Raw genomic sequence first — 22,331 nt, 5'->3', positions numbered from 1 at the left:
ACGCCAGATCCCTTGATCGACGCAGGGCGGCAGCGTGACACGCGGGCGGAACTAGGAATCGGCAGTCCCCGGTCATTGTGGGCGAGCAGACGCGGCGGTGTGACTGTGAGGATCGCCAACGCAGCCTGAAGGTGCTGGGCTGTGGTTGGTGACCGCGGGTGTGACCCCCGGTGTAACTGGCTTTGTGCCATGCTGCGACCTGTCCGCTCGTGGTCACCGGCCCCGGCCCGGTTGGAGGAGCTGGCCTGATCAGGAGCTTGACCACCCGGCGTTAGCGGCGCCGGATGTGTCTCATCACAGTCCTGCCGAGCCTTCGTCCCGGACCGGAACCACGTCCCGTCCAGCGAAGGAGAGAACGCATGAACAGTCTGACCGATCTGCGCGAGGTGGTCGATGTCGTCATCGGCGTCGACACCCACGTCCACACCCACTCCGCGGCCGTGGTCGATGCTGCGACTGGCGGTGTCCTCGACGAGATCACCGTCGAAGCGACGGTCGAGGGCTACGCCGAACTGGTGGAGTTCGCCAACAACCACCCGATGCTGCGGGCCTGGGCGATCGAGGGGACCAGTGGTCACGGCGCCGGTCTGAGCCGTCACCTGCTGGAGATGTCGGAGATCGTCATTGAGCTGGATCGCCCGAAGCGGGCTGCGCGTCGCAACGGCGCGAAGTCGGATCCTCTTGATGCGATCCGAGCTGCGCGTGAGGCGATGGCGCGACCGCGGTTGGGAACTCCGCGCACCGGAGGCGAACGCCAAGCATTGTCAGTGCTCTTGGCTGCTCGCCGCTCAGCGATCAATGCCTCCACCGAGGCCCAGCTGCAGGTATTCAGCCTGGTCATTGCAGCACCCGAACCTATCCGAGTCAGGTTCCGTCGTCAGAAGCTCGCCACGATGCTCAACACCGCCGCGAACCTGCGCGTGCACGCTGCCTGGGACACCGAGACGACCAGCACCGTGGTGGCGTTGCGGACCTTGGCTCGTCGCGCGCACGCGATGCTGAAAGAGGCACGAGAGCTGCAGAAAGCGATGCTGGCCATCATCCGCAGCTGGCGCCCTGACCTGCTCCAGGAGTTCGGCGTCGGACCGATCGTGGCCGCCACGGTGTTGTGCGCCTGGTCCCACCCAGGCCGGATCCACTCCGAGGCCGCGTTCGCGATGCTCGCCGGCGTGGCACCGATCCCCGCCAACAGCGGCCAAGTCACCACCCGGTACCGGCTGAACCGCTACGGCGACCGCCAGCTCAACAACGCACTGCACACCGTGGTCCAGATCCGAATCCAGTACCAACCCGCCACCCGCGACTACGTCGCTCGCCGTACTGCCGAAGGCAAGACGGGCCGAGAGATCAAACGCTGCCTTGCCCGCTACGTCGCACGCGACCTCTACCGCCTACTTGAAAGCGGGGCAGCAACTGCTTGACGAAGCATAGGAGCGTCGCAGGTCCACCCAGGAAGCAGCCACGGCGACGTACATTCGCGGGGACGGCGTCTCATCGCGGGTTCCGAGGTACGAACGGCGGTCGGGCAGTCGGGCGCGCAAGGTTGGCCCGAAGTCACTCGGAAGTCGTCGTGCCGAGATCGGACGGGGCATAGGGTTTCCCTCTGAAAGGGGAATCCGATGGCCAATCCGGTCGAGTTGATGCTGACGGATCTACGGGAGAAGTACGAGGCGGTGCCCTCGTCACGAGCATTTGATCGCCTATATGACGACCCTGAGTGGGGTCACATGTTCGCGGTCCTCCACGAACGGCTGAACGAGCACTTCACCGATGTCAACGGACGGGCCGAGACCACCCACCACTATTGGGCTGACAACAGCCGTGCCCTCCTATCCCTTATCCAAGAGATCAAGACCGACCTCCACACTTTGCGGCGCGCCGGGGTGGAGGTCGAGTTTGCCGACATCTACCAGGATGCACTGGAGCGTTGCCGGCCCTGGCTTTCCCCGAGTGGCGGCAGTGTCGTGCCTGACGACTTCGCACCCATCGAGGTCATTGCCTACGAACCGGTATTCGTCCATGCGGCAAAGCACGTCAAGCTGAAGAAGCATGACGAGTCCGTGGAGTTGAAGATGGTGGGCAGCGGGTCCTTCGCCCACGTTTACTCCTACCTCGACCCTGACTACGGCATCAACTTCGCTGTCAAGCGGGCGAAGAGAGACCTAGACGAACGAGACCTCGAACGCTTCAAGCAGGAGTTCGCGGTCCTCAAAAGGCTGAGCTTCCCATACGTGGTGGAGGTCTATCGCTACGACGACGTCCGCAACGAGTACCGCATGGAGTTCTGCGACACCACCCTGCGCGATTACATACGCAAGAAGAATGGCACCATGCCCTTCGCCGCGCGAAAGCGCATTGCGTTGCAGTTCCTCTACGGTGTGAACTACCTGCATCACGAAAGTCTGCTTCACCGTGACGTCAGCCTTCAAAACATCCTGTTGAAGGTCTTCGACTCTGGCGCTGTCCTGGTCAAGCTCTCGGACTTCGGACTGGTGAAGGACCAGACAAGCGAGTTCACTCGGACGCAGACCGAGATGAAGGGGACCGTTCGCGATCCCACCCTTAGCAGCTTCAAGGACTACGGGGTTGTGAACGAGATATACGCCATCGGGCACGTCCTCGCCTACATCTTCACTGGCCGAGAATCTCTTCCGCCGGCGACGGACGAGGTGGGCCGCATCATCCACAAATGCGCCGTCAACGACGTCGGCCAGCGCTACCAAGCCGTCACCGAACTGATAGCCGATGTCGAGAAGCTGGATGCTTCTCCCATTCAGACGACCGCGTAGCGCGCTGAGCTCTCGGAGCTGGCTGGTCGTGTGGTCCTCAAGCAACGGTGGCAGTGAACCGATCAAATATCCCGACCGAGGAGCAGGGCCGCCCAGCTGACCGCGGTACGACCCAGTTCCGCGGTCTCTGAGCATCACCGTCGACCTTAGGGTGTGGCGAGGAAGGCCGGCGGCCTCTCGTCGGTGTAAGGCACGACCTGGATCCGGTCCCCAACGCTCACGCGCTCGTGTTCGTGTTCGTCCGAGCCTCGCCCGACGCCCGCGAAGAAGGTTTCGAGTATCTCGTCCCTGGCGGCAGGGTTGGCTACGGGGCTCCACCAGTAAATGATGAGTTCGCTCTGGGGCGTTCCGTCCTCGGTCTGGCGGTTTAGCGCTTCGTAGACGCGTCGCCACCACCAGCCGTCCGATTCGCCAAGCGAGCAACCGAAGATGATGAACAGCCGAGTGTCGCAGAACAGGTGGCCGTACTCGATTCTGTTCATGGCCCAGTACGGCTTCATGAGTTGCCGATGAGGGTCGATGCCTGGGGCAAGGTTGTCAGGTGCGTCGATCCCGAACAGCAGCGACCGCGGAATCGGCTGCTCTCCGTGAGGATGAATGACCTCACTGCGGACGTAGCTCGACCAACTTGTCTCGTGGTTTCCAGACCCGTCGGGATGATTAGTTGGGTTGGGCCTGAACTGGAAGTTCCGGTCGGCATACTTGTGCGCTTGTGGTCGGAACTGCTGGGCGTCGCGGAAGACGTAATCGTCGAGCAGAGGTGTGTAATTGAAGTTGACGAACAGGTAGTTGAACAGGTCGTAATGGTCGGTATCGCCGGGGAAGGCGAAGGAACCGAAGGTCGGAGACCGGCTCGCGACGTCCCCGATGAAGTCCGCCATTGATTTCACGGCCAATGAGCCCTGCGCTGAGTCCTTGCCGACGCGGGCGAGCAGGTCGGGCGGAGCGACGAGCTCCAGGTACTCCGAGAATGCTGCCTGGATGGCGAGGATCGCCTCGTAGACGGCGTCAGCCGAGTGCCAGCCACCCTCAATTGTGATGAGGCGCCCGATCGCTGCTTCGACGTCACTCCAGTTCTCCCGACCCTCCTCTTTGGCGGTAGCCATCTGCCGGACGACAAGGTTTGAGGAGTCGAAGTCGCGAGACAGGAGGTAGTGGTAGAAGGCTGGGTAGCGGGGCGAGAAGCGGGACTCGTAGCGCCGAGTGACTTGGATGTCGAAGCCATTGCCCACCAGCACCATGATGTTGTGCTGGTTCCTCAGCCTCGAATACTCGGCGGTCGTGAATCTGCGATACCCCATGCCCGGTCCTGTTTGTCTCTCGCGGCCCGAGGCGTCTGCGCGTACCGCGGCCATGCGGGTGATCATAGAGCGGGGCCCTGGGGATTCGGTCGGCGACCGACGGCGCGTGGTTCTCTGGCCCGTCGGCCGATCGTTAGCCGCCAGTGCGAAGCCGACCGACTCGTGCGGTCGACTCACTGATGCACTGCTACGTCCGGTCGGAGTTGGAGCGTGTCGCGACGCTTCGACCGTGCGTCTAAGTGGGCGGTGTGATGCTCCTCCCTCGGGAAATGCAGGGCCGCTGACACTGCGTCCTATTGAAATCGAAGGGGGCACCCCTGTCCGCGAGGGTGATGGGCAAGCACGTCGCACGAGAGCAAACGTGTCAGGCATGAACCTTGCTTCCTGGGGATCGGTCAGAAGCGATCCCTTGCAAGCGAGGTCATGCGGACATCGGTGTTGAAGGCGGCAAGCTCGTTCGTGGTTACTGCGTGGCTCACGACGAACGAGCGTTGTCCGACTCGCCAGAGTCCTTCTCCCTGTTGAAGATCGGGGAGCTGCTGCCGCTCTGCGCTGGTCAGACCAAGTTCCCGGGCGGTGCGCGACGCCTCGGAGACCTCCTGCTGGTAGACGATCTTGGTGGAGCAGTCGCCAAGGAGCCCGCGTGCCAGGGCGCGTGCTTCGGAGTCTGCGTCGCCGACCGCGTCGAGGTCAGAGAGCCGGTGCACGATGAGCAGGTTCGCGATACCGAGCCCGCGCGAGAGCTTCCACTGGGACTGCATTCGTGCGAGTAGTGCGGGCTGGCGCATGAGGCGCCAGGCTTCGTCGTAGATCACCCAGCGTTGCCCGCCCTCTGCATCGGTCAGGGCGGCCTCCATCCACGCGGAGGTGCAGGTCATCACCATGGCGATCAGCTGGTCGGAACCCTGAATCTGCGAGAGGTCCAACGAGATCATCGGCAGCGCGGGGTCGAAGGTGACGGTCGAGGGACCGTCGAACAATCCGGCGAGGTCGCCCTTCACCAGGCGGCGCAGGGCGTGGGCGAGGTCGCGTCCGTCCCTGGTGAGCTCTTCCTTGGTTGCGCCAGGGACTGCGTCGGTGGGGGAGTGCAGAGCATCGACGACCCGGGGCAACGTCGGCACATCGGCCCCGGCGATCGCTTCGTGGAGGGCGGCGTCGAGTGCTGTGTGCTCGACGGATGCGAGAGGTCGGGCGAGCGCTGACTCGGCAAGGCATCCGAGGAGCACTCGACGTCTGCTCTGGACGAGCTGAGCCCACTGTTCGTTCGCCAGGCTGTTTGGGCGCGGCCCAGGGTCCAGCGGGTTGAGTCGATTGGGCGTGCCCCCTCCGAGCTGAATCGCAGCTCCGCCGACTGCGCGCGCCACGACAGACCATTCACCCTTGGGGTCCCCGGGGACGTACACGCGTCGGCCGAATGCGATGGACCGAGTGGCAAGCGACTTAGCGAGGCAGGACTTGCCCTTCCCAACGACGCCCGCGAGCAGGCAGTTGGGGTTGGTCAGGACACCTTGGCGGTAGAGCTCCCACGGGTCGAAACAGAATCCGCCACCGGACCACGCGTCCTGACCGACATACACACCTTCGTTGCCCAGACCGGCTTCGGCGAGGAATGGGTAGGCACCGGCCAGCACGTCTGACGTGGCCCGGTGCGTTGGAAGCCTGAGACGTCGAACGGCCCGGAGCGCGTCGGGCCCCCGCTCGCCGGCGGGTGGAGGAACCGCCGTCGACGGTGAAAGCCCGCGGACCGGCGCGGTCGAGGAGCGCTGGTGTCTCTTCAGCCCTAGTCCCATGGCGCGCTCAGCTGACCTTGCGCGCCAGAGGCAGCGCAGCGGCGGCATACGCGCGCGCTTGTTGGCCGAACAGGCGACGGGTTTCGCATCCGCTCTGGATGGCGGCCCGCTCCATTTCTGCGACAGCGGCCTCGAGCTCGTCCTGTGATGGCGCGGTGACCGCGACGAGCCCGGTGAATCGAAGGTCGGCGTGGCCGTTGAGCAGGGCGCGTTCGCGGTCGATGACGTCGCACCATTCGGCTTCGTCGGACAGGTTGGCGAGGGCGCCGATGCGTGCCTTCTGGGTCGCGTCGGTGGCGTACTCGACCTTGGAGCGACGGATGTCTCTCATCGCAACGGCGGTGGCGACTGGGGTCGCGGTGATCGAGAGGGTCTTGCGGACGCCCGGGCGGAAGACCAGGGCGTGGAGGAACGATGGCGCTGCGTCGACTCGCGGCCACTCGTTGACCCACAGGACGGCCGACCGCCCGGTGTCGTGTCGCAGGTGATCCCAGTGTTCGTCCACGGCCAAAGGCCCCGCCGTCGCTAGCGATCGTGACCCGCCGTTCGTGGAGGCGTCGTGGGCAGGGTCGTAGGCGGTGCGCAGCGTGGCGGAGAGTTCGGGTTCGTCGAGCCAGCAAGCGAGGTGGAGCTCAGCGGCGCGCAGACCGGCCTCGAGCGAGCTCATCTCCTGACGCAGCGCAGCCGCCGCTCCGACGAGTCCCCGTCCGCGGCGTCGGATGCTGCTGCGGGCGGCTCTCATGTCGAGGGACAGGGCAATGAGGGTGCGATGGGTGCTGGCGGACGGGGCGCAGGTGCGCATGAGTTCCTCGTACTCCCTAACTGCCCATTGGCTGGTGTCCTTGTGTCCATGCGTCGCCCACCAGCCAGTGATGCCCTGGCCCGAGTCCGGCAGGGAGATCTCGAGGATCTGGATGCGGGCGATGGTGCCGGAGTTGGCCAGGGTGGCGAGGGCGCGCCCCCAGCCGTGCACGCGACGGGTCTGCTCCTCCGCGGATAGCAGGACGTAGGCCGGGTGGCGGATGAGTGCGACTGCCGTCAGGGTGCCAGCGTGTGGGTCGTGGACCATCGCTGTGCCGGTGTCCTCGTCAATGTGGAAGCGGAGCGCGGCGAGGTCGCCGGGAAGGGCCATGGTGCCGGCCGGTCTTGGCGTGGATGGCCGTGCCCGATGTTTGGTCTGGCCAAATGAGCGACGCCATAGATAGTGGCCGGCAGTGGGCAGCGTTTCGATCGCGGGACGCCCGTGCCAAGGTGCAAACGCGAGGACCAAGAAGGTGAGCCACAACGGCGCGGACGCCGCGACGCCGAGCATGCCGGTGGTGAAGAGCATGGGGATGGCGGTAGCGGCCGCTCCGGCAACGCAGAGCACTCGAGGCGCGGAGAAGCCGAGCAGCAGACCACGCTGGGGGAGTCGACCGAATCGCACGGTGGCGGCGGCCGGGGCGACGGGTGCGGTGTCAGTCATGGCTTGCTCCTGGGGACCTGATCTGCGACTGCTCAGGGGGCGGGTTGACCGTCTTGGCCGGTGCGGGTTGGGCCACCTGGGCGCGGCCGACATCGAACTTCGGGGGAGCCTGCGGTGCGCCGCTGGTGCTGACCAGCGAGGAACTCTGTCGTGGACCGCCCACTTGAGCCGCCGGCGTTTGGCCAACCATGCCCGGGCGACCGCGGGCCATGCTCCCGAGCGAGCTGGCGGTCCAGGCCATCGAGGACACCTTTTGCGGAGCGGCGATGACAGCCTGTCCGCCAGCGGTGACCTGTCCGACGCTGGCGTGGGCGGCGTGGATGGTGTCGCCGGCGAAAGAGAACATCCGCATCGCCATCCACGGCGCGAAGCCGCCCATCATGAGGATCAGCGACCCGGCGGCGAGTTGGGTTGCGCCCTGGCCTGCGCCGCTGCCGTCCTGCCCACTGCCGTTGAACACCGCGAGCCCGATGCTGAGGATGATGACCAGCAGCAGCTTGGACACGACCATCGCGCAGACGAACTCGACCCAGCGCCGCACCCACGCTCGGGTGATGTCCGCAGTGGCGCCCGCGAACGCGAGTGGGGCGAGGACGGCGGCGATGATCAGCACCATCTTGCGGACCATCATCGCGACCCAAACCATGACCACGGCGATGAGGATCACCAGTGATAGGAGGAGCGTTGCGGCGGGAGCCTGGACGTTACCCAGTTGTGCGAACGCGAACTTCTCCCCGAGGCCTTCGACGTTGGTGCCCAGCGCGTGTTGTACATGGCCGGCGCTCAGCGCGTCGACCACCCCGAGCAGTGTGCGGGTGGCCGCGATGGCGAGGGCGGAACCGACAAAGCTGACGGCCAGTCCCGACACGGCGCGGGCGAGACCGCCCGGCTCGCGACGCAGCACCGAAGTGACGACCTGGATGACGAACAGGCCGAGGCACAGTACGGCAGCGATTGCCGCGCTGGTGCCGATCTCGCGGAGCAGCTTGGGGTCCTGCAGGTCGAGGGTGGTCGCGTCGTTGATCTGCTGCCACAGCCAGGTCGTGGCGTTCATCGCGACCTCGCTGAAAGAGTTGGCGACGCGGGTGAACGCGCTGTCGACGGCGTTGTTCGCCTGACCTTGGATGTATTGGCCGGCTTGGCAGAGCGGGTCGAGCTTCTGCAGGCCGTCACACCTCATGACGACCCCAAGGGGATTGCGGTGTAGGTGACGGCGCCAACGAAACCCCAGGCGTCGCGGGTCGGAGGACCTTCGAACTCGAGGCCAAGCTCGACGCTGTTCACGTCGCGGCGCGTGCGTCCGTCGATCTCAGTCGTCAGGGTCACTTCGGCACTGACGATGCGCGCGGTGATGCCCGGGTCGGTGATTCGTCCGGCTTCGACTGCGTTGGTCCACGCCATTGGTTCGCTGACGCGCTGCACCAGGACCGTGGTCCGGCCGGACTGCTGGGAAAGCCTTGCCCACTCCTCCGCTGTCGGAATCGGAGCCGCGCTGTCGGTCACGTCGCTCACCGAGAACACCGCCCACCTATCCCGTAGCTCGGGCGGGACGAGTCCCACCACAAGTGGCTCCTCTGTGCGGGCTGACTCGCTCTGTACCCACGACAGCCATGCCTGCCGCGACTTGCCGTAGTTCTGGGTCAGCAGCCGTCGAGTGAACTCAGCCGCGTAAAGGTCCGGCTGCTGCGTCGCATCGCCATCGATTCTCGGTAGCGGGGAGCCAGTGGCCGTCGCGGGTAACGCGCGAAGCCTTGCGATATCCGCATCGAGCTCGCCGTTTCGTATGCCGGGTTGCTCCGCCGCAGTGCGGGGTTCGCCAGTGTGAGTAGCTGTGGGCGGGGATGGAGATTGGGTGACTTCCCTGTGCTGGGTGGCACCCTCGCGTTCGTCGCCCATCACGAAGGAGACCCCAAGGACAGTGCTCGCGACTAGCACGGTGAGGATGGCGACCGTCGCGCCGACGACGCGGAACCGCGTTCGAGAACGTGGATACCTGGACATCAGTGGATCGCCGCTCCAGCGTTGTTGAAGAAGTTGACCAAGGTGTTGGCAGCGCCGATGAGCAGGGCGGCCGCGCCGGCGACAAGTACGCCGTTCTTGCCACGCCCGGCGATGTGGGGGTTGGAGGAGTTCGAGCCGATCGCCCACGTGATTGCTGCGATTGCCACCCCGGCAACGGCGGCCACCAGTCCGAAGGTGAGCAGCGCGCCAACCATGTGGCTCAGCGCAGTGATGCCTGGAAGCCCGTCGCCGTTGGGCTGAACATCGATTGATGGAACAACCATGACCTTGCCTCTCTCTGGTGGTGGCGGGCCGATCCCGCGCGTGATTGGTCTACGGATGGTGAGGGGGCAGCATTCGTCGCTCACGCGATGTGCCTCAGGGCAGAGATGCCCCTGGAGGTGAACGCGGACAGGGGCGTCACCTTGACGACGTCACCGGTCTTGGGGGCCTGGACGACGAGGCCATCGCCGATGTACATACCCATGTGCGCGGGCGAAGCGAGGGAGCCTCCGCTGCCAGGAGTGAGCACGAGGTCGCCCGGACGCAAGCGGGCGATCGTGGTGGGCGTGCCGTCCCTCATCTGATCCCACGTGGTTCGCCCGAGCCGGTGACTGGCGACTCCCCACGCGGACATGGTCAGTCCAGAACAGTCGAACCGGTCGGGTCCGGTCCCTCCCCATAGGTACGGCTTTCCGCGCTGGGCAAGCGCGTAGCTGACCGCGATCCTCGCAGCAGGCGAGACACCTAGTGGGAGCTCGTAGTCAGCTGGGAGTCCATGACCCGGTCCACCCGAGGCCACGATGTTGTTCACGTTGTCAATGCCTGCACAGGAATCTGTGGACGACGGCTCTTCGATGGCCTCAAGGACCTGATCGGCGAGGGACAGCTGCGCGAGGTAGTTTCCGCCGTACACCGTCGAGCCGTGGTTGGCCGTTGCCGGCCGACCGTCGAAGGCGGAGCGTTGCACCTGCTGAGCGGCGACCCAAGGCGGCAGTGAGGACCACCCGTCCACGGCGAATAGCGCGTCGAGAAATGCATTCGTCGAGGTCACCGGGTCCATGCGAGCAGCGGCGCTGCCCCAGCTAGCGCGCTGCTGGAACAGACCCACGGAGTCGTGGTCGGACCCGAGGCCCTGGTTGGGCACCAGGTTCGCGTCCACCACGCTTGGATTGCCCAAAACCCGCAGGTCCGACTCCGCGAGGGCCACCGCCACGGCTATGAGCGCAGCCCGCTGACCGCCACGATCCAGTGCGGTGGCCGCGATCGTGCGCGCGTTCTGGGCCTGGACCACGGATAGGCCGCTGACGGGGCCGGAAGTTGCACAGATCGGCAGGCGCGTCGAGTCCGTGCTAGCCACGCAGACGAGAAGTAGCACGGCACCGATAAGTCCGAGCAGTAGCGCAAGCGCGGCGGTGGTCAACTTGGCAATCGGCACGTCAGGTCAACCGGCAACAAGGGGCAACATACGCAGGGCTCGCGGCTGTCGGTGTTTGGGGGCACAGTGGTTTGATCACGAGCGCGGGAGGACCGATGAGCGGCAAGCGGCGCACCGCCGAATATGCGGAGAGTCGAGTCATCTATGCCCGCGATGATGCTCGCCGGCTGGCGATGGAGGTCGCCGGGCTGGAGCCGGGCGTACATGTGGACCCTGTGGCGATGCGAGTCGTCCTCGAGCCCGACGAGACCGCGTGGCGACGTCTCGAGAGGCTCTGGTTCAGGGTGAAGGTGGATGGTGCATGGAGCGCTGCGTCACCAGGTCAGGCTCTCCTGACAAGTCGGCGGTTGCTGGTCCGGCTGCACAGCGGTGAGGTGTTCTCGCTGTGGTGGGGATCCCTTGTGGGCTTCGACCCCGATCTCGAACGGGAACATGTCGTTCTCGACTATGGGGACGGCGCGCCCCGCGCAGTGACCGGACCCGGCGCAGCCTTGGTGGCTGTCGCCGGCATCGCCAGCCTCTATGGGGTCAGTGCGCTGACGACTCACCCGGCACTTACTGCCTTGAGGCGGACGGCTGCGACCGCCGGATGACGAGGTGGACCTGTCGGCGGACGTACTCGCGTTGCGCTGCGCTCAACGGTGACCCTGCGGCATACAGCCTGATGAGACCCGGCCACCCACTTGCGGAGCCGGCCATGAGCCGGTGCACAACGCGCAGCTCCGCTGCGGTGTAGCCGAGCTGCGCCAGCATCCCGCGCGTGCAAGCGCGAGAGTTCCCACCGGCCGCGCATGGCGAGATCGTCGCCAGTGGGTCCTCGGCGCCGCGCTGGCGGGCGATCTCCAGTCGGGAGACATAGACATCGAAGGATGCAGTCAGCTTGAGCTCCCCTAGTTCGGGCGAGCTCATCCCGGCTTCGTCCGACACCCACACCTCGAAGCTTCCGTCGGAGGTCATGCCGCATCCACCTCATCGGCGGATCCACGCTTGAGCAAGCAGCCCTGCGGCACGTCGGTGATGCCGCAAAGCGAGTCCGCTTGCGCCGCGCGTGCCGAACCGCTGCTACTCCTGGTGGCTACGCCACGAAGCATCACGAAAAGGTGGAGCGGCGAGTAGGAGCGCGCCTCGGCCTCGTGCGCCGTCAGCCACGTCATCGCCGTGATGAGCTCCTCAGTCGCGTGCTCCTGTGTCACGAGAAACGGCCTCTTGGATCCAAACGGCTGGATCATCCTCGGCGTCGTGGTGCAGATCTCTTCCTGAACGGTCATCCACAGCACGTCACGTGCGGGTGACTCTTCACCAAGGCTCGGGCAGGCCTGCAAAGCCTTGTGGATCACCCGGCCGGCCTTCTCCTGGTTATCGGCTTGGTCTTCGAACGGATGCTTTCGGAACGAACCGTGTTCCGTCGGGTTGGAGAACGACTGTCCCGCAACGGGATTCGACTGTGTGGTCAGCGCTTTCATGATTGCCCCCTCGGCTCCAAAGTTGTGCTCCTACGATGCTTACTCTCACCGGGGGGATAGCGCGACAAAAGGTACACAGCTGGGGATAACGTCAATGTCCCCCATGTCCCTGTGTGTTACCTTCGCAAGTGACTCCATCCGCAAGGATCTGCCACAGCAGGAAGGGTGGTTGATGGCGTCACAGGAGTGGTGGCAACGGCTCAGACGAGACCGTGAGACCCGGGGGTTTTCGCAAGCGCAGGCCGTCCGGGAGTTCATCGTGCACGCCGACCACCATGTTCCGGACGACTTCGAATCGGTCCTGACTGCGTGGAAGCGCTGGGAGCGCGGCGCCATCAAGGGCGTGCCGGCCAAAGAGAACCAGCAGGCCATCGCGGCGATGTTCGGCACCGCGGTCGACGCGTACTTTGGGCCGTCTGGACCCGTCGCTGCGCCCCCACATCTCAGTGACGACGAGACCCTCGAACTTGTGCAACGGCTGCGTGCCTCCAGCGTGGACCCGGCCACCCTGGAGTTGGCGCAGGTCATGACGGATCGGCTGTGCACTGACTACGCCTCACGGCCCGGAGAGGAGGTGCTGGACGAGGCGCAACGCTGGCTCGCGGAGATCGCCGCATTGAAGGACAAGCCCATGCGCTATCAACAGCTCGGCGAGATCTACGCACTCGCGGGCTGGCTTTCGCTGCTGGTGGCGTGTCTGCACTACGACCAGGGCGACGAGCGGAGTGCCGAGAAGGCTCGAGCTGGTGCGATCATGCTCGCCAAAGAAATTGGCCACCGCGAGATCCTCGGATGGGCGCAGGAGATCCGTGCATGGATGGCCCTGACCCGCGGCGACTACTACGGCGTCCTGGAGGCCGCCAAGGTCGGGCTGCGCGAGACCCGCGAGCACTCGGTGGCGGTACAGCTCGAGGCTCAGTCTGCCAAGGCGTGGGCACGTCTTGGCAGGCGCCGAGAGGTCGAGCTCGCGCTCGACCGTGGGCGAGACCTGTTGGACCGGATGGACTACCCAACCAACCCGCGCAACCACTTCCAGGTGGACCCAGCGAAGTTCGACTTCTACGCCATGGACTGCTACCGCGCAGTCGGCGACGATGCACTCGCGATGGCGATGGCCGATGCGGTGACCGCGACGAGTACCTCACCCGGTGGCGAGGTCATCTCGCCGATGCGACTCTCAGAGGCAGAACTCACCAGGGCCACGGTGCTCGCGCGGAATGGTGAGGTCGATCAGGCGACGTCAGCCGCGGAGGCTGGGCTCGCCGGTGACCGTCGGTCGCTGCCGTCGCTGCTCATGGTTGGCAGCGAGGTCGCGGATGAGCTGGTGCGTCTGCATCCGCACAGCGAGAGCGCCGTCGACTTCGGTCGCCATATCTACCTGCTCGGACATCCGGTCAAGGACTCCGGGCCCCACTGAGGCGCGCCTCCTAGTCGGTTCGCTTCACCCGCTGCTTCAGTTCGCGCTCATCCGCCTCGAGGAGTTGCGCGGCTCGGCTCAAGCCGGAGATCGACACCAGCATGGCCTGAGCCTCAGCGAGTTCGCCGTCCACGGCGTCGAGGCGCTCCTGGGCGCTGTGCTTCCTGCGCTCGACTGCCATCACCGCTCGGAGCGCCCCTGACTCGGCACGCTGCGCGTCCAACAGCCGGCGGCGCGCCCCCTCGTCATTCTGGAACCTACTCATCCCAGCCCTCCCTCCTTATGTCCATACGTGGACAACCGCTGTAAGGGGGCACCATGCGACTCGGACCAGTAGCGATCTGTGCAAACCGGCCGGAGACTTGCGGAGGGCGCTGGCGGTCAGGCTGGTGGAAAGCGGCATGCCAAGGCCTTGTGGATAGCGGTGACGTCCGCGACCTCCTCGCCCGGCTCCGCGAGCATCTTGGCCAATCGTTTGGGCCAGAGGACTTGAAGCCCTCGTATGGTGAAGGAACCTCCGATGAGTGGCCAGTCGGCGTCGACGAAGGCCAGCGCACCCTTGACTGGCGCCGAGAGCCCCTCGGCCGCGAGGGCCTCGGCGACCAGCACCATCTGCTTGGCGACACCGTCGACGAGCTTGGTGCAGTCACGGCGGCCTACGAGGAGTCGCTCGACCCGCGGTCGCATGATCCCGCCTTCGACGCGAAGCGTCGGTCGCCCTTTGTAGCGCTTGGCGTCAATGACCCACACCCCGTTGCTCGTCACCGCTGTGGTCGATGTTGGCTTTGGCCTTCGGGATCCGTCGATCGTGAAGGATGGCCACACCCTCGTCGATGAGGCCGTCGAGCCGGTGGCCGAGACGTTCTTCGCCGATGGCGCCCTGGTCCCAAGCGCGGGTCGACTGCGGATCATCGAACACGGCGAGGAGCAGGCCGCCCAGCTTTGGGTGCGCCGTACGGACGCGGTCCTCGCGGAGTGCCTTGCGGCGCTCGTACTCGCGGCGCGCCGACGCGCCAGCTGTCCCGCCCGCTGCTGGCTCACCGGGCGTCGACACTTCGGCCGGTCGTACGTCCGCGCCCGGAGGGGGAGGAGACACTTCTCGGACGTCGACAACGACCGGGTCAACCAGGTGTGCGGTGGGATCGCAGTCGAGGCAACGGACGGACTTGGATCCCCGGTCGTAGATCGCTGTGGTCCGGGCTGGGAGGTCCGCGGCGCAGACGGTGCAGGTGCCGGCATACCGCAGGCGCAGCTGCCTCATCGCGGGCGGTCCGTCGGTCTCCATGTGCCCTGACCCTATGAAGCCCACACGGGGACGTGCGGGGGAGTGCGGGGCCACTGGTCCGTTCGGCGGATGCTGCCCCGGTCGCCGCCGCTCGGATTCTGCCAGCCCGGCCTCAGACCTTCTCTCGTCCGGTCACCCCAACGGCCCAGCTCCTCACAGCGACCCTGCCCCGCCTGCATCCCGGCATACCCGCCCCGCCCAAACTCACCTCGCAGCCAGGCTCACTCGACCACCCCGATCCAGCCCACATTCTCGAGCCACACGTCAGGCACCAAGGTGGGCCGTGGCCCGATGGTGCCCCCTCGTGGGCGTTGCCTTGGCGTGACGATGTCGATGCGGCGAATGACGTTGGGGGCCGGCTTCCGGTACCTGATGTCCTCGGTCGCGCGCGGCGACCGGCAGGGCCCGACGGCGGATCCGTTGACGGCGTACTACACCCAGGAGGGCGCCCCGCCGGGCCGGTTCCTCGGCTCCGGGCTGGCCAGCCTGGACGGCGGAAGAGGCGTCGCACCAAGGTCGGTCGTGTCCGAGGAGCACCTGTGGCGGATGCTCGGGATGCTGCAGGACCCAGTCACTGGTCAACCGCTGGGGCGTTCCCCCGTCGCGGACCGCCCTACCTGTCGTGACACGGCGGGCAGGCCGCGTACGGCGTCGCGGACGGTGGCCGGGTTCGACCTGACCTTCTCCGCCCCAAAGAGCGTGTCGGTCGCGTGGGCGATGGCCGATGGGCCGACCCGGGAACGGATCTACGCGGCGCACCAGGAGGCGTTGGAGTTCGTGATCGGCTACGCGGAGCGGGAGGTGTTCACCACCCGTACCGGGCGCGGTGGGGTGGTCAGCGAAGCCGTCCGGGGTGTGGTCGCGGCCGGGTTTGACCACTGGGACTCCCGCGCAGGGGACCCGCAGCTGCACACCCACGTGGTGGTACTGAACCGGGTCCAGGCAGCCACGGACGGGGCCTGGCGCACCCTGGACTCGCGGGCGTTGTTCAAGGCGAACGTCGCGCTGTCGGAGCTGTACAACGGCGCCCTGATGGACTTGCTGAGTGCGGATCTGGGGTGGGGCTGGGACGCCCAGCACCGGGCACGGTCAAGCTCCCCGTCGTGGGAGGTGACCGGGGTGGGCAAGGCGTTGCGAGAGGAGTTCTCGCAACGCTCGACCGCAATCAAAACCGCCGCCCGCGACCTGATCGCGGGTTTCGCCGCCAGCCACGGGCGGCAGCCCACGGCGGCCGAGGTGATCCGGTTGCGGCAGCAGGCCACCCTGGCCACCCGACCCGACAAGGAGCTGCGGCCGCTGGCCGACCTGGTCCAAGGATGGCGACACCGCGCGCAGCCGCACCTGGACGCCGAGCCGCAGGCATGGGTGGCCACGCTGGCCAACAGGAGTTACCTGCCCGCCCTGAGCGCAGCCGACCTCGACGATCGAATGCTCAAGGATGCGGCCACCGTGGTGGTGGATGCGGTCGCGGCCAGGCGGGCGACGTTCACCCGCTCCAACGTGCTGGCCGAGGCGTTGCGGCAGTTGCACGGGGTCCGGTTCGCCACCCCGCACGAGCGCGCCCACGCCGCAGAACGGCTAACCATTTTGGCGTTGGAGGCATCGGTGCAGCTCACGCCGCCCGAGCCGACGACTCGTGTCCCCGCGACCCTGCAGCGTCCGGACGGCTCCACCCGGCTGCGGGCTCGGGACGCCACCATTTACACCACCGCGGCGGTGTTGCAGGCCGAAGAACGGCTCGTCGCGGCCGGCCGCGCCACCGACGGACCCCAGGCGCCGGCGGTGGTGGCCGTGGCGGCGGCTGGTGCGCCGTTGCCGGGACGGGCAGATGGTCGCCGGCTCATCGCCGAGCAGGCCGACGCGGTATGCCTTGTGGTCACCTCCGGTCGCGCCGTCGACGTTCTGGTGGGTGCGGCCGGAACGGGGAAGTCGACCACCATGGCCGGGGTACGGGCCGCCTGGGAGGCGGCGTTCGGGCGGGGGAGCGTGGTCGGGCTGGCCCCCTCCGCGGCAGCGGCGGAGGTCCTCGCGGACGCGGTCGGGGTGCCGACGGAGAACACCGCCAAGTGGCTCACCGAACAAACGCGGCAGGACCAGCGCCTTGCCGAACTTGCCTCCCTTCAAGGCAAGCTGCGGGGCGCCAGCCCCTCGCTGCGGACCCGCGCCATCACCCGACGCGCCCACCAGGTCAGGGCGGAACTGGACCGATGGCGGCTGCGCGGCAGGCAGCTGGTCATCGTCGACGAAGCCTCCATGGCAGGAACCTTCGAACTCGACACCCTCATCACCCAAGCCCGCGCGGTCGGGGCGAAGGTGCTGCTCGTCGGGGACCCGGCCCAGCTGTCCCCGGTCGCCGCCGGCGGAGCCTTCCGGCTCCTTGTCACCGACCGGGCCGACGTGCCCGAGCTGGTCGACGTGCGCCGATTCCGGCACGAATGGGAACGCAAAGCCAGCCTGGCGCTGAGAGAGGGCCAACCCACCGCCGCACAGCCTTATCTGCACCATGGGCGCGTCCAGGACGGCGAGCGGGACACCATGATCGAGGCCATCTACCAGGCCTGGCGTGCGGATACTCGCGCCGGCCGCACCTCGCTGATGGTGGCCGCCGACGCCGCGACCGTGGCCGAGCTCAACGCCCGCGCCCGCGCCGACCTGGTCGCCACCGGTCACGTCACCGAGCGCGGGGTGTCGGTCGCGGACGGGACAACGATCGGGACCGGTGACGTCGTGGTCACCCGACTCAACCAGCGCGACCTGCACGCCGCGGGCGGGTGGGTCAAGAACGGCGACCAGTGGACCGTCACCGCAGCCCACCAGGACGGGTCGCTCACCGTCCACCGCACCGGCAAGGCAGGGACGGCGACCCGGCTGCCGGCTGACTACGTGGCCGAGCACGTTGAGCTCGGGTACGCCACCACCGCGCACCGAGCCCAAGGCCGAACGGTCGACACTGCCCACGCCTACGTCAGTGCAGCAACCGTCCGGGAACCGCTGTACGTCATGGCCACCCGTGGCCGTGAGGCCAACCGGCTCTACGTCGACACCAGCTACGACCCCGACACCGACACCGCCCACGACCTCGGCGACCCGGTCCCGGTTGAGGAGGTGCTCAAGAAGGTGCTCGCCACGTCCGGCGCAGAGCTATCGGCAACCCAAACCCGCGACCATGAGGCCGCCGCGGCCAGCAGCCCTGCCCGACTGGACGCCGAAGGCGCCGCCATCCAGCACCACCGACGCCATCAGCGCTACACCGACCTGCTGCTTGACGCCGGAGTCCCGCCCGAACACATCCAAGCGGCCAAGGCCGCCGACCGCTGGCACCCGCTGCTCGAGCGCATGCGCCACGCCGAACAACTGGGCCTAGACCTTCAGGCCGCACTCCCAGCCGTAGCGGGGATCGCCCCATCTCCCTTACTAGCGCGCTTCGAAGCCGGGCTAGGGGTGTGGTGCGACCTTCGCGAAGGCAGCTACGGATCACCTAGTGGATCCCGAAATGGGCCAGCGCTTATCCTCGAACATGAACGGCGACCCTTCCTGGAGCGGTGACCTTCGCACTTCGGTCCGCTGGGTCGGCGACGTTCACGCGGGCCGGGGGCGGCAACGGGCTCTAAGCCTCGATCCACCCGGCGATGGCGAGGACTGGGTTCAGCGCCGGCGGCGGGTGATGAAGGTTGCGGTGAGGACCATCGCGAGGACTGCGCTGAGGGCGAGCATGGTGGGCCAGGTGCCGGCGTTGGTTATGCCTTGGCTGATCGACGCGCACAGGTCGCGGACCCAGGCGACGGGGCCTGCCGCGACCTGCGTGCCGCGCTAGGAGGCGAGCTCGACCAGGGAGTACCAGAGCACATAGAGCGCGGCGGCCAGGACGACCACCCCGGAAGCGCGGCCGACGTGGCGGGTCTAGGCGCGGGTGTTGGGTTCCCGTGCACTGCAATCTGATTTCAAGGTACCGAGCTCCCACGTCCTCTAACGACTGAGGTTTGCGCCAGCCCCCTTCCATCGGGGCATGGGATTGAGTCAACGACGAGCCGCGACATCGGCGGCGGTCATGACGAGAGCCTTAGATCGGCGGGTGATTTCTTCAGTTCGTGATGCCGTCAGATCCGGTGCCGGCCAGCGTGGCGCTCGCTGTCGTGGCTTCGGTAAAAGTCGCAGCGGGCTTTGGTGACTTGTCCTGGATGAGTGTTGTGCGGTGGAGAGCCGACCCGCGCGGAGTTGGCAGCACCCTCGAGGCGAGGACCAGTAGCCCGGAAGCGACTATGCCGTCGAGCCACCAGTGGTTGGCGGTGATGACGACGACCACGATGGTTGACACTGCGTGGGCCTTGGTCAGCAGTCGCATCGCCACAGGACCGGTCCGGTGGACGACGAGGGCGATGGTCAGGGCCCATCCAATGTGCAGGCTGGGCATAGCTGCGTACTGGTTGGCCAGGTTCGCGCCGACGCCTCCATAGGCTGACGGGCCGATGGTGTTCATGGTGTCCTCGAAGCCCCATCCCGGAGACATCCGCGGGGAGCGAGCGGGAAGAGCAGCTGCACCACTAGGGCGAACAGCGTCTGGGTTGCGAGCAGATTCCTGGCCCACACGTATTCGGACCGGGAGTGGCGCAGGTAGCCCCAGAGGAGGAAGGCGATCGCGACCGGGAAGTGGACGCTCACGTAGTAGACGTTGGCCATCTGCAGCAGGTTGGGAAGCGTGTGCGCGAGATCCTGCAAGTGGGCTTCAGAGGGCAGGTGCAGCCATCGCTCCACCCTGTGGACTCGCTCGCCGTTGCTCAGGGCTTCGTCTTCTCGTCCTCCGGTGGCCAGCCGACCTGCTCGGTAGAGGAGGTACAGGCTCATGACGATGATGAACTCACGGAGCGGGTGCAACCACGGTCGCCGCGCACCCTTCCGGAGTCTGTCGATCGAACTCTCCCCCGACGGCGCCGTCGAGACCGGCTCGGTGACGCGCTCAGGGAGCCTTCCGCGCGTGGGATCCTTGGGCCGCTGCGCGCTCAGTTCCTTGCCTCCGATTCGGGTCATCGTGTGGCGCCCTCAGATGGCGGGTTGGCGGACCGGTTGTGACTCCTCCGGCGTCGCCGGAGATGGCCTGTCGTGATCCGCTCCTGCCGGAGGTGTCGCGCCTTGAGTGGTTCGGGGGTGGTCGCGTTCGAGCCCGGCGCCTTCGATGTCGACGTTGGGCATCAGGCGGTCGAGCCAGGCTGGCAGGTACCACGCGTGGTGGCCCAGGAGTGCCATCACGGCCGGCACGATCGTCATCCGGACCACGAAGGCGTCGATGAGAACCCCGAACGCGAGAGCGAAGCCGATGCTCTTGATTGTGGACTCGTCGCTGAGCATGAATCCGGCAAAGACCGAGGCCATGATCAGGGCCGCCGCGGTGACGACGCGCGCTCCGTGCTGGAAGCCACCGACGACCGATTCCTTCGGGCTTGCGCCGTGGACGTAGTCCTCGCGCATGCGGCTGACGAGAAACACCTCGTAGTCCATCGCCAGTCCGAAGACGAGCCCGACCAAGAGGATGGGCAGGAAGCTGATGATCGGTCCGGTTTGCTGGATGCCGATCAGGTCCGCCATCCATCCCCACTGGAAGACGGCCACGAGGGCACCGAAGGTCGCCGCGATACTGAGTAGGAAACCCGCAGTGGCTTTGATCGGGACGAAGATGGATCGGAAGGCCAGCATCAGGAGCAGGAGCGAGAGCCCGACGACGACCACCAGGAACGTGGGCAGCGCGGAGGTCAGCTTGTCCGAAATGTCGATGCCAAGTGCAGTATTGCCGGTGACGAAGACGTCGGCATCGGTGGACTGGGTGAGTGCGGGCTGGAGGTCGCGGATCGAGCCGACAAGGTCCTTAGTGGCTGATTCTGAGGGCCCGCTGGCGGGGATGACCGAGATGATTGCCGTGTCGCCGGCGGGGTTTTGGACGGCGGGTGCCACAGCGGCGACGTCATCCAGCGCGGCGATGGCCTTGCCGGCCTGATCGAAGGCACTTTGTGGGTCGGGTGAGGTGGTGGCGTCTACGACGACGGTCAGGGGCCCGTTGAATCCATGACCAAAGCCCTCCGCGAGGAGGTCGTAGGCCTTTCGCTGCGTGGTCGTTGCGCTGAGGTTTCCGTCATCGGGCAGGCCGAGGGTCAGGTCGAGTGCGGGCAGTGCCAAGACGCCCGTGACGACCACCCCTGCGGTCAGAAATATGGCGGGGCGCTTCGTTACGATCGTCGCCCATCGGGACCCGGCCGACTGTGTGGTGCTCAGCTTGGCTTGACGACGTCGCAGTCCGGGTACGGGCCAGCGGGAGAACTGGGTCCCCGCGAAGCCCAGAAAGGCGGGCACAAGGGTCAGCGCCACGAGGACGGCGACGCCGACCATTCCGGCCGCGACCAGTCCCATAGTGGTCAGAAACGGGATCCCGACGACGGCGAGCCCAGCCAGGGCGATCATCACGGTGGCGCCGGCAAAGACAACCGCGCTGCCAGCGGTTCCGACAGCCATGGCGGCAGCCTCGCGGGCGGGCATCCCCTCGAGCAGGTGTTGTTTATGGCGGATCGAGATAAAGAGTGCGTAGTCGATCCCCACGGCCAGGCCCACCATCAGACCTAGGATGGGGGCGGTGCTGGTCAGGTCAATGACAGCGGAAAGCGCCAGCGTGCCGGCTGATCCGACGCCAACCCCGATGAGGGCTGTGAGTAGCGGCATCCCAGCCGCCAGGAGCGACCCGAACGTCAACGCCAGGACCATCAACGCCACCAGGACTCCTATCCCTTCGGCAGCGCTTTGTTCCGGCTGCGCCTGGGTGGCCTCGCCCCCGAACTCGACGTCTACCCCAGCCGTTCTTGCTGTGGCACCGGTGGCGAGCAGCTGTGCTTGGGAGTCGGCGCTGATCTTGTCGACCTGGACCCGGTAGGAGACCGTCGCGTATGCAGTGCTGCCGTCGGGGGAGACAGCCCGCGTGGCGAACGGGTCACTGACCGCTGCGACCTGGTCTGCCTCCGCCGCCGCGGCCAGAGTCTGCTTGATCGCGGTCATCCTGACGGGATCGGTGACCGACTGGCCGTCCGGGGCGGCGAAGATGACGCGGGCCGTGGCTCCACCTGCGGCGCCCTGGGGGAAGCGGTTCTGGAGCAGCTCCAGGGCGTGGACCGATTCCACGCCGGGGATCGACAGCTGAGCATCAGCATTCTTGCCGAGCGCCCCGGCAAGCCCACCCACCACGACCAGGAGGAGGACCCACCCTGCGAGGACCGACCTGCGTCGAGCAAACGCCGCCCACCCAAGGCGATAGAGGAAAGTTGCCAAGGGTCAGGCCTCCCGGTAAATGGGCGTGGGCCTGTGGTCACACGCAGTCGTCAGTTGGTAGCGCGGTACTCCGGGTCGTT

Annotated in this window: 18 protein-coding genes and 1 pseudogene; 5 read left to right on the top strand and 14 right to left on the bottom strand. The window is 66.6% G+C overall.

All coding sequences use genetic code 11. The annotated features are described in order from the left end of the window. Positions 1–359: 359 nt before the first annotated feature. Both BLQ34_RS08315 and BLQ34_RS08310 read left to right on the top strand, forming a co-directional pair. Positions 360–1,421 carry an IS110 family RNA-guided transposase gene (locus tag BLQ34_RS08315; protein ID WP_172829373.1) on the top strand — a complete coding sequence of 354 codons (1,062 nt, stop codon included), beginning with the start codon at positions 360–362 and terminating at the stop codon, positions 1,419–1,421. 198 nt (positions 1,422–1,619) lie between these two features. Continuing rightward, entirely contained in the window at positions 1,620–2,789 is a 1,170-nt protein-coding gene (locus BLQ34_RS08310; RefSeq protein WP_091783952.1) for a protein kinase family protein, read from the top strand. Positions 2,790–2,935: 146 nt separating this feature from the next. Here the strand turns inward: BLQ34_RS08310 and BLQ34_RS08305 are convergent, their stop codons facing one another. The 7 genes from BLQ34_RS08305 to BLQ34_RS08275 form a co-directional block, all read right to left on the bottom strand. Then, positions 2,936–4,144, bottom strand: a complete 1,209-nt coding sequence (locus tag BLQ34_RS08305; RefSeq protein WP_157692949.1) for an AbiH family protein — start codon at positions 4,142–4,144, stop codon at positions 2,936–2,938. Positions 4,145–4,485: 341 nt separating this feature from the next. Continuing rightward, positions 4,486–5,721: an ATP-binding protein gene (locus tag BLQ34_RS08300; protein WP_091783947.1), complete on the bottom strand. Its 1,236-nt coding sequence runs from the start codon at positions 5,719–5,721 to the stop codon at positions 4,486–4,488. Positions 5,722–5,887: 166 nt separating this feature from the next. Beyond that, positions 5,888–7,345: an SCO6880 family protein gene (locus BLQ34_RS08295; protein WP_091783945.1), complete on the bottom strand. Its 1,458-nt coding sequence runs from the start codon at positions 7,343–7,345 to the stop codon at positions 5,888–5,890. Next, positions 7,338–8,525: a type IV secretion system protein gene (locus BLQ34_RS08290; protein WP_091783943.1), complete on the bottom strand. Its 1,188-nt coding sequence runs from the start codon at positions 8,523–8,525 to the stop codon at positions 7,338–7,340. The genes BLQ34_RS08295 and BLQ34_RS08290 overlap by 8 nt, the downstream gene beginning before the upstream one ends. Continuing rightward, positions 8,522–9,346, bottom strand: coding sequence for a hypothetical protein (locus tag BLQ34_RS18745; RefSeq protein WP_157692948.1), 825 nt, complete (start codon positions 9,344–9,346; stop codon positions 8,522–8,524). The genes BLQ34_RS08290 and BLQ34_RS18745 overlap by 4 nt, the downstream gene beginning before the upstream one ends. Beyond that, entirely contained in the window at positions 9,346–9,714 is a 369-nt protein-coding gene (locus BLQ34_RS08280) for a DUF6112 family protein (RefSeq protein ID WP_331712535.1), read from the bottom strand. Before BLQ34_RS08280 ends, BLQ34_RS18745 begins: the two co-directional genes overlap by 1 nt. Next, on the bottom strand, positions 9,711–10,784 hold the full coding sequence (locus BLQ34_RS08275; RefSeq protein WP_231961503.1) for a C40 family peptidase: 1,074 nt from the start codon (positions 10,782–10,784) through the stop codon (positions 9,711–9,713). The genes BLQ34_RS08280 and BLQ34_RS08275 overlap by 4 nt, the downstream gene beginning before the upstream one ends. Positions 10,785–10,879: 95 nt before the next feature. Between BLQ34_RS08275 and BLQ34_RS18740 the strand changes: the two genes are divergently transcribed. Further along, on the top strand, positions 10,880–11,377 hold the full coding sequence (locus BLQ34_RS18740; RefSeq protein WP_157692947.1) for a hypothetical protein: 498 nt from the start codon (positions 10,880–10,882) through the stop codon (positions 11,375–11,377). On the opposite strand, the gene BLQ34_RS08270 is transcribed toward BLQ34_RS18740, so the two are convergent. Together BLQ34_RS08270 and BLQ34_RS18735 are read right to left on the bottom strand one after the other, a co-directional pair. Then, on the bottom strand, positions 11,340–11,741 hold the full coding sequence (locus BLQ34_RS08270) for a hypothetical protein (protein WP_091783935.1): 402 nt from the start codon (positions 11,739–11,741) through the stop codon (positions 11,340–11,342). The genes BLQ34_RS18740 and BLQ34_RS08270 overlap by 38 nt on opposite strands. Continuing rightward, a complete protein-coding gene (locus BLQ34_RS18735) occupies positions 11,738–12,247 on the bottom strand; it encodes a hypothetical protein (RefSeq protein WP_157692946.1) in 510 nt (169 codons plus the stop codon). The genes BLQ34_RS08270 and BLQ34_RS18735 overlap by 4 nt, the downstream gene beginning before the upstream one ends. Positions 12,248–12,419: 172 nt before the next feature. Between BLQ34_RS18735 and BLQ34_RS08260 the strand changes: the two genes are divergently transcribed. Next, a complete protein-coding gene (locus BLQ34_RS08260) occupies positions 12,420–13,664 on the top strand; it encodes an XRE family transcriptional regulator (protein WP_157692945.1) in 1,245 nt (414 codons plus the stop codon). A 10-nt stretch (positions 13,665–13,674) separates the two neighbouring features. On the opposite strand, the gene BLQ34_RS08255 is transcribed toward BLQ34_RS08260, so the two are convergent. The 3 genes from BLQ34_RS08255 to BLQ34_RS19265 all read right to left on the bottom strand — a co-directional run bounded on the left by BLQ34_RS08255 (position 13,675) and on the right by BLQ34_RS19265 (position 14,949). Beyond that, positions 13,675–13,929, bottom strand: coding sequence for a hypothetical protein (locus BLQ34_RS08255; RefSeq protein WP_091783928.1), 255 nt, complete (start codon positions 13,927–13,929; stop codon positions 13,675–13,677). 116 nt (positions 13,930–14,045) lie between these two features. Further along, the gene (locus tag BLQ34_RS19270; RefSeq protein WP_231961502.1) at positions 14,046–14,351 is read right to left on the bottom strand and encodes a hypothetical protein; all 306 of its coding nucleotides are present in this window, start codon (positions 14,349–14,351) and stop codon (positions 14,046–14,048) included. A 49-nt stretch (positions 14,352–14,400) separates the two neighbouring features. Beyond that, positions 14,401–14,949, bottom strand: coding sequence for a hypothetical protein (locus BLQ34_RS19265; protein WP_231961501.1), 549 nt, complete (start codon positions 14,947–14,949; stop codon positions 14,401–14,403). Positions 14,950–15,240: 291 nt separating this feature from the next. Between BLQ34_RS19265 and mobF the strand changes: the two genes are divergently transcribed. Further along, positions 15,241–18,495 carry a MobF family relaxase gene (gene mobF / locus BLQ34_RS08245; RefSeq protein ID WP_231961539.1) on the top strand — a complete coding sequence of 1,085 codons (3,255 nt, stop codon included), beginning with the start codon at positions 15,241–15,243 and terminating at the stop codon, positions 18,493–18,495. A 535-nt stretch (positions 18,496–19,030) separates the two neighbouring features. Here mobF and BLQ34_RS19260 read toward each other — a convergent pair. Beyond that, positions 19,031–19,791, bottom strand: a pseudogene (locus BLQ34_RS19260) (phosphatase PAP2 family protein). 195 nt (positions 19,792–19,986) lie between these two features. Continuing rightward, positions 19,987–22,164 carry an MMPL family transporter gene (locus tag BLQ34_RS08235; protein ID WP_231961500.1) on the bottom strand — a complete coding sequence of 726 codons (2,178 nt, stop codon included), beginning with the start codon at positions 22,162–22,164 and terminating at the stop codon, positions 19,987–19,989. Between the last annotated feature and the right edge of the window lie 167 nt (positions 22,165–22,331).

It is taken from the genome of Pedococcus dokdonensis, assembly GCF_900104525.1.
Classification (GTDB): Bacteria; Actinomycetota; Actinomycetes; order Actinomycetales; family Dermatophilaceae; genus Pedococcus; species Pedococcus dokdonensis.
The sequence above is the reverse complement of the archived record's forward strand: the minus strand, read 5'-3'. Positions and strand labels throughout refer to the sequence as shown.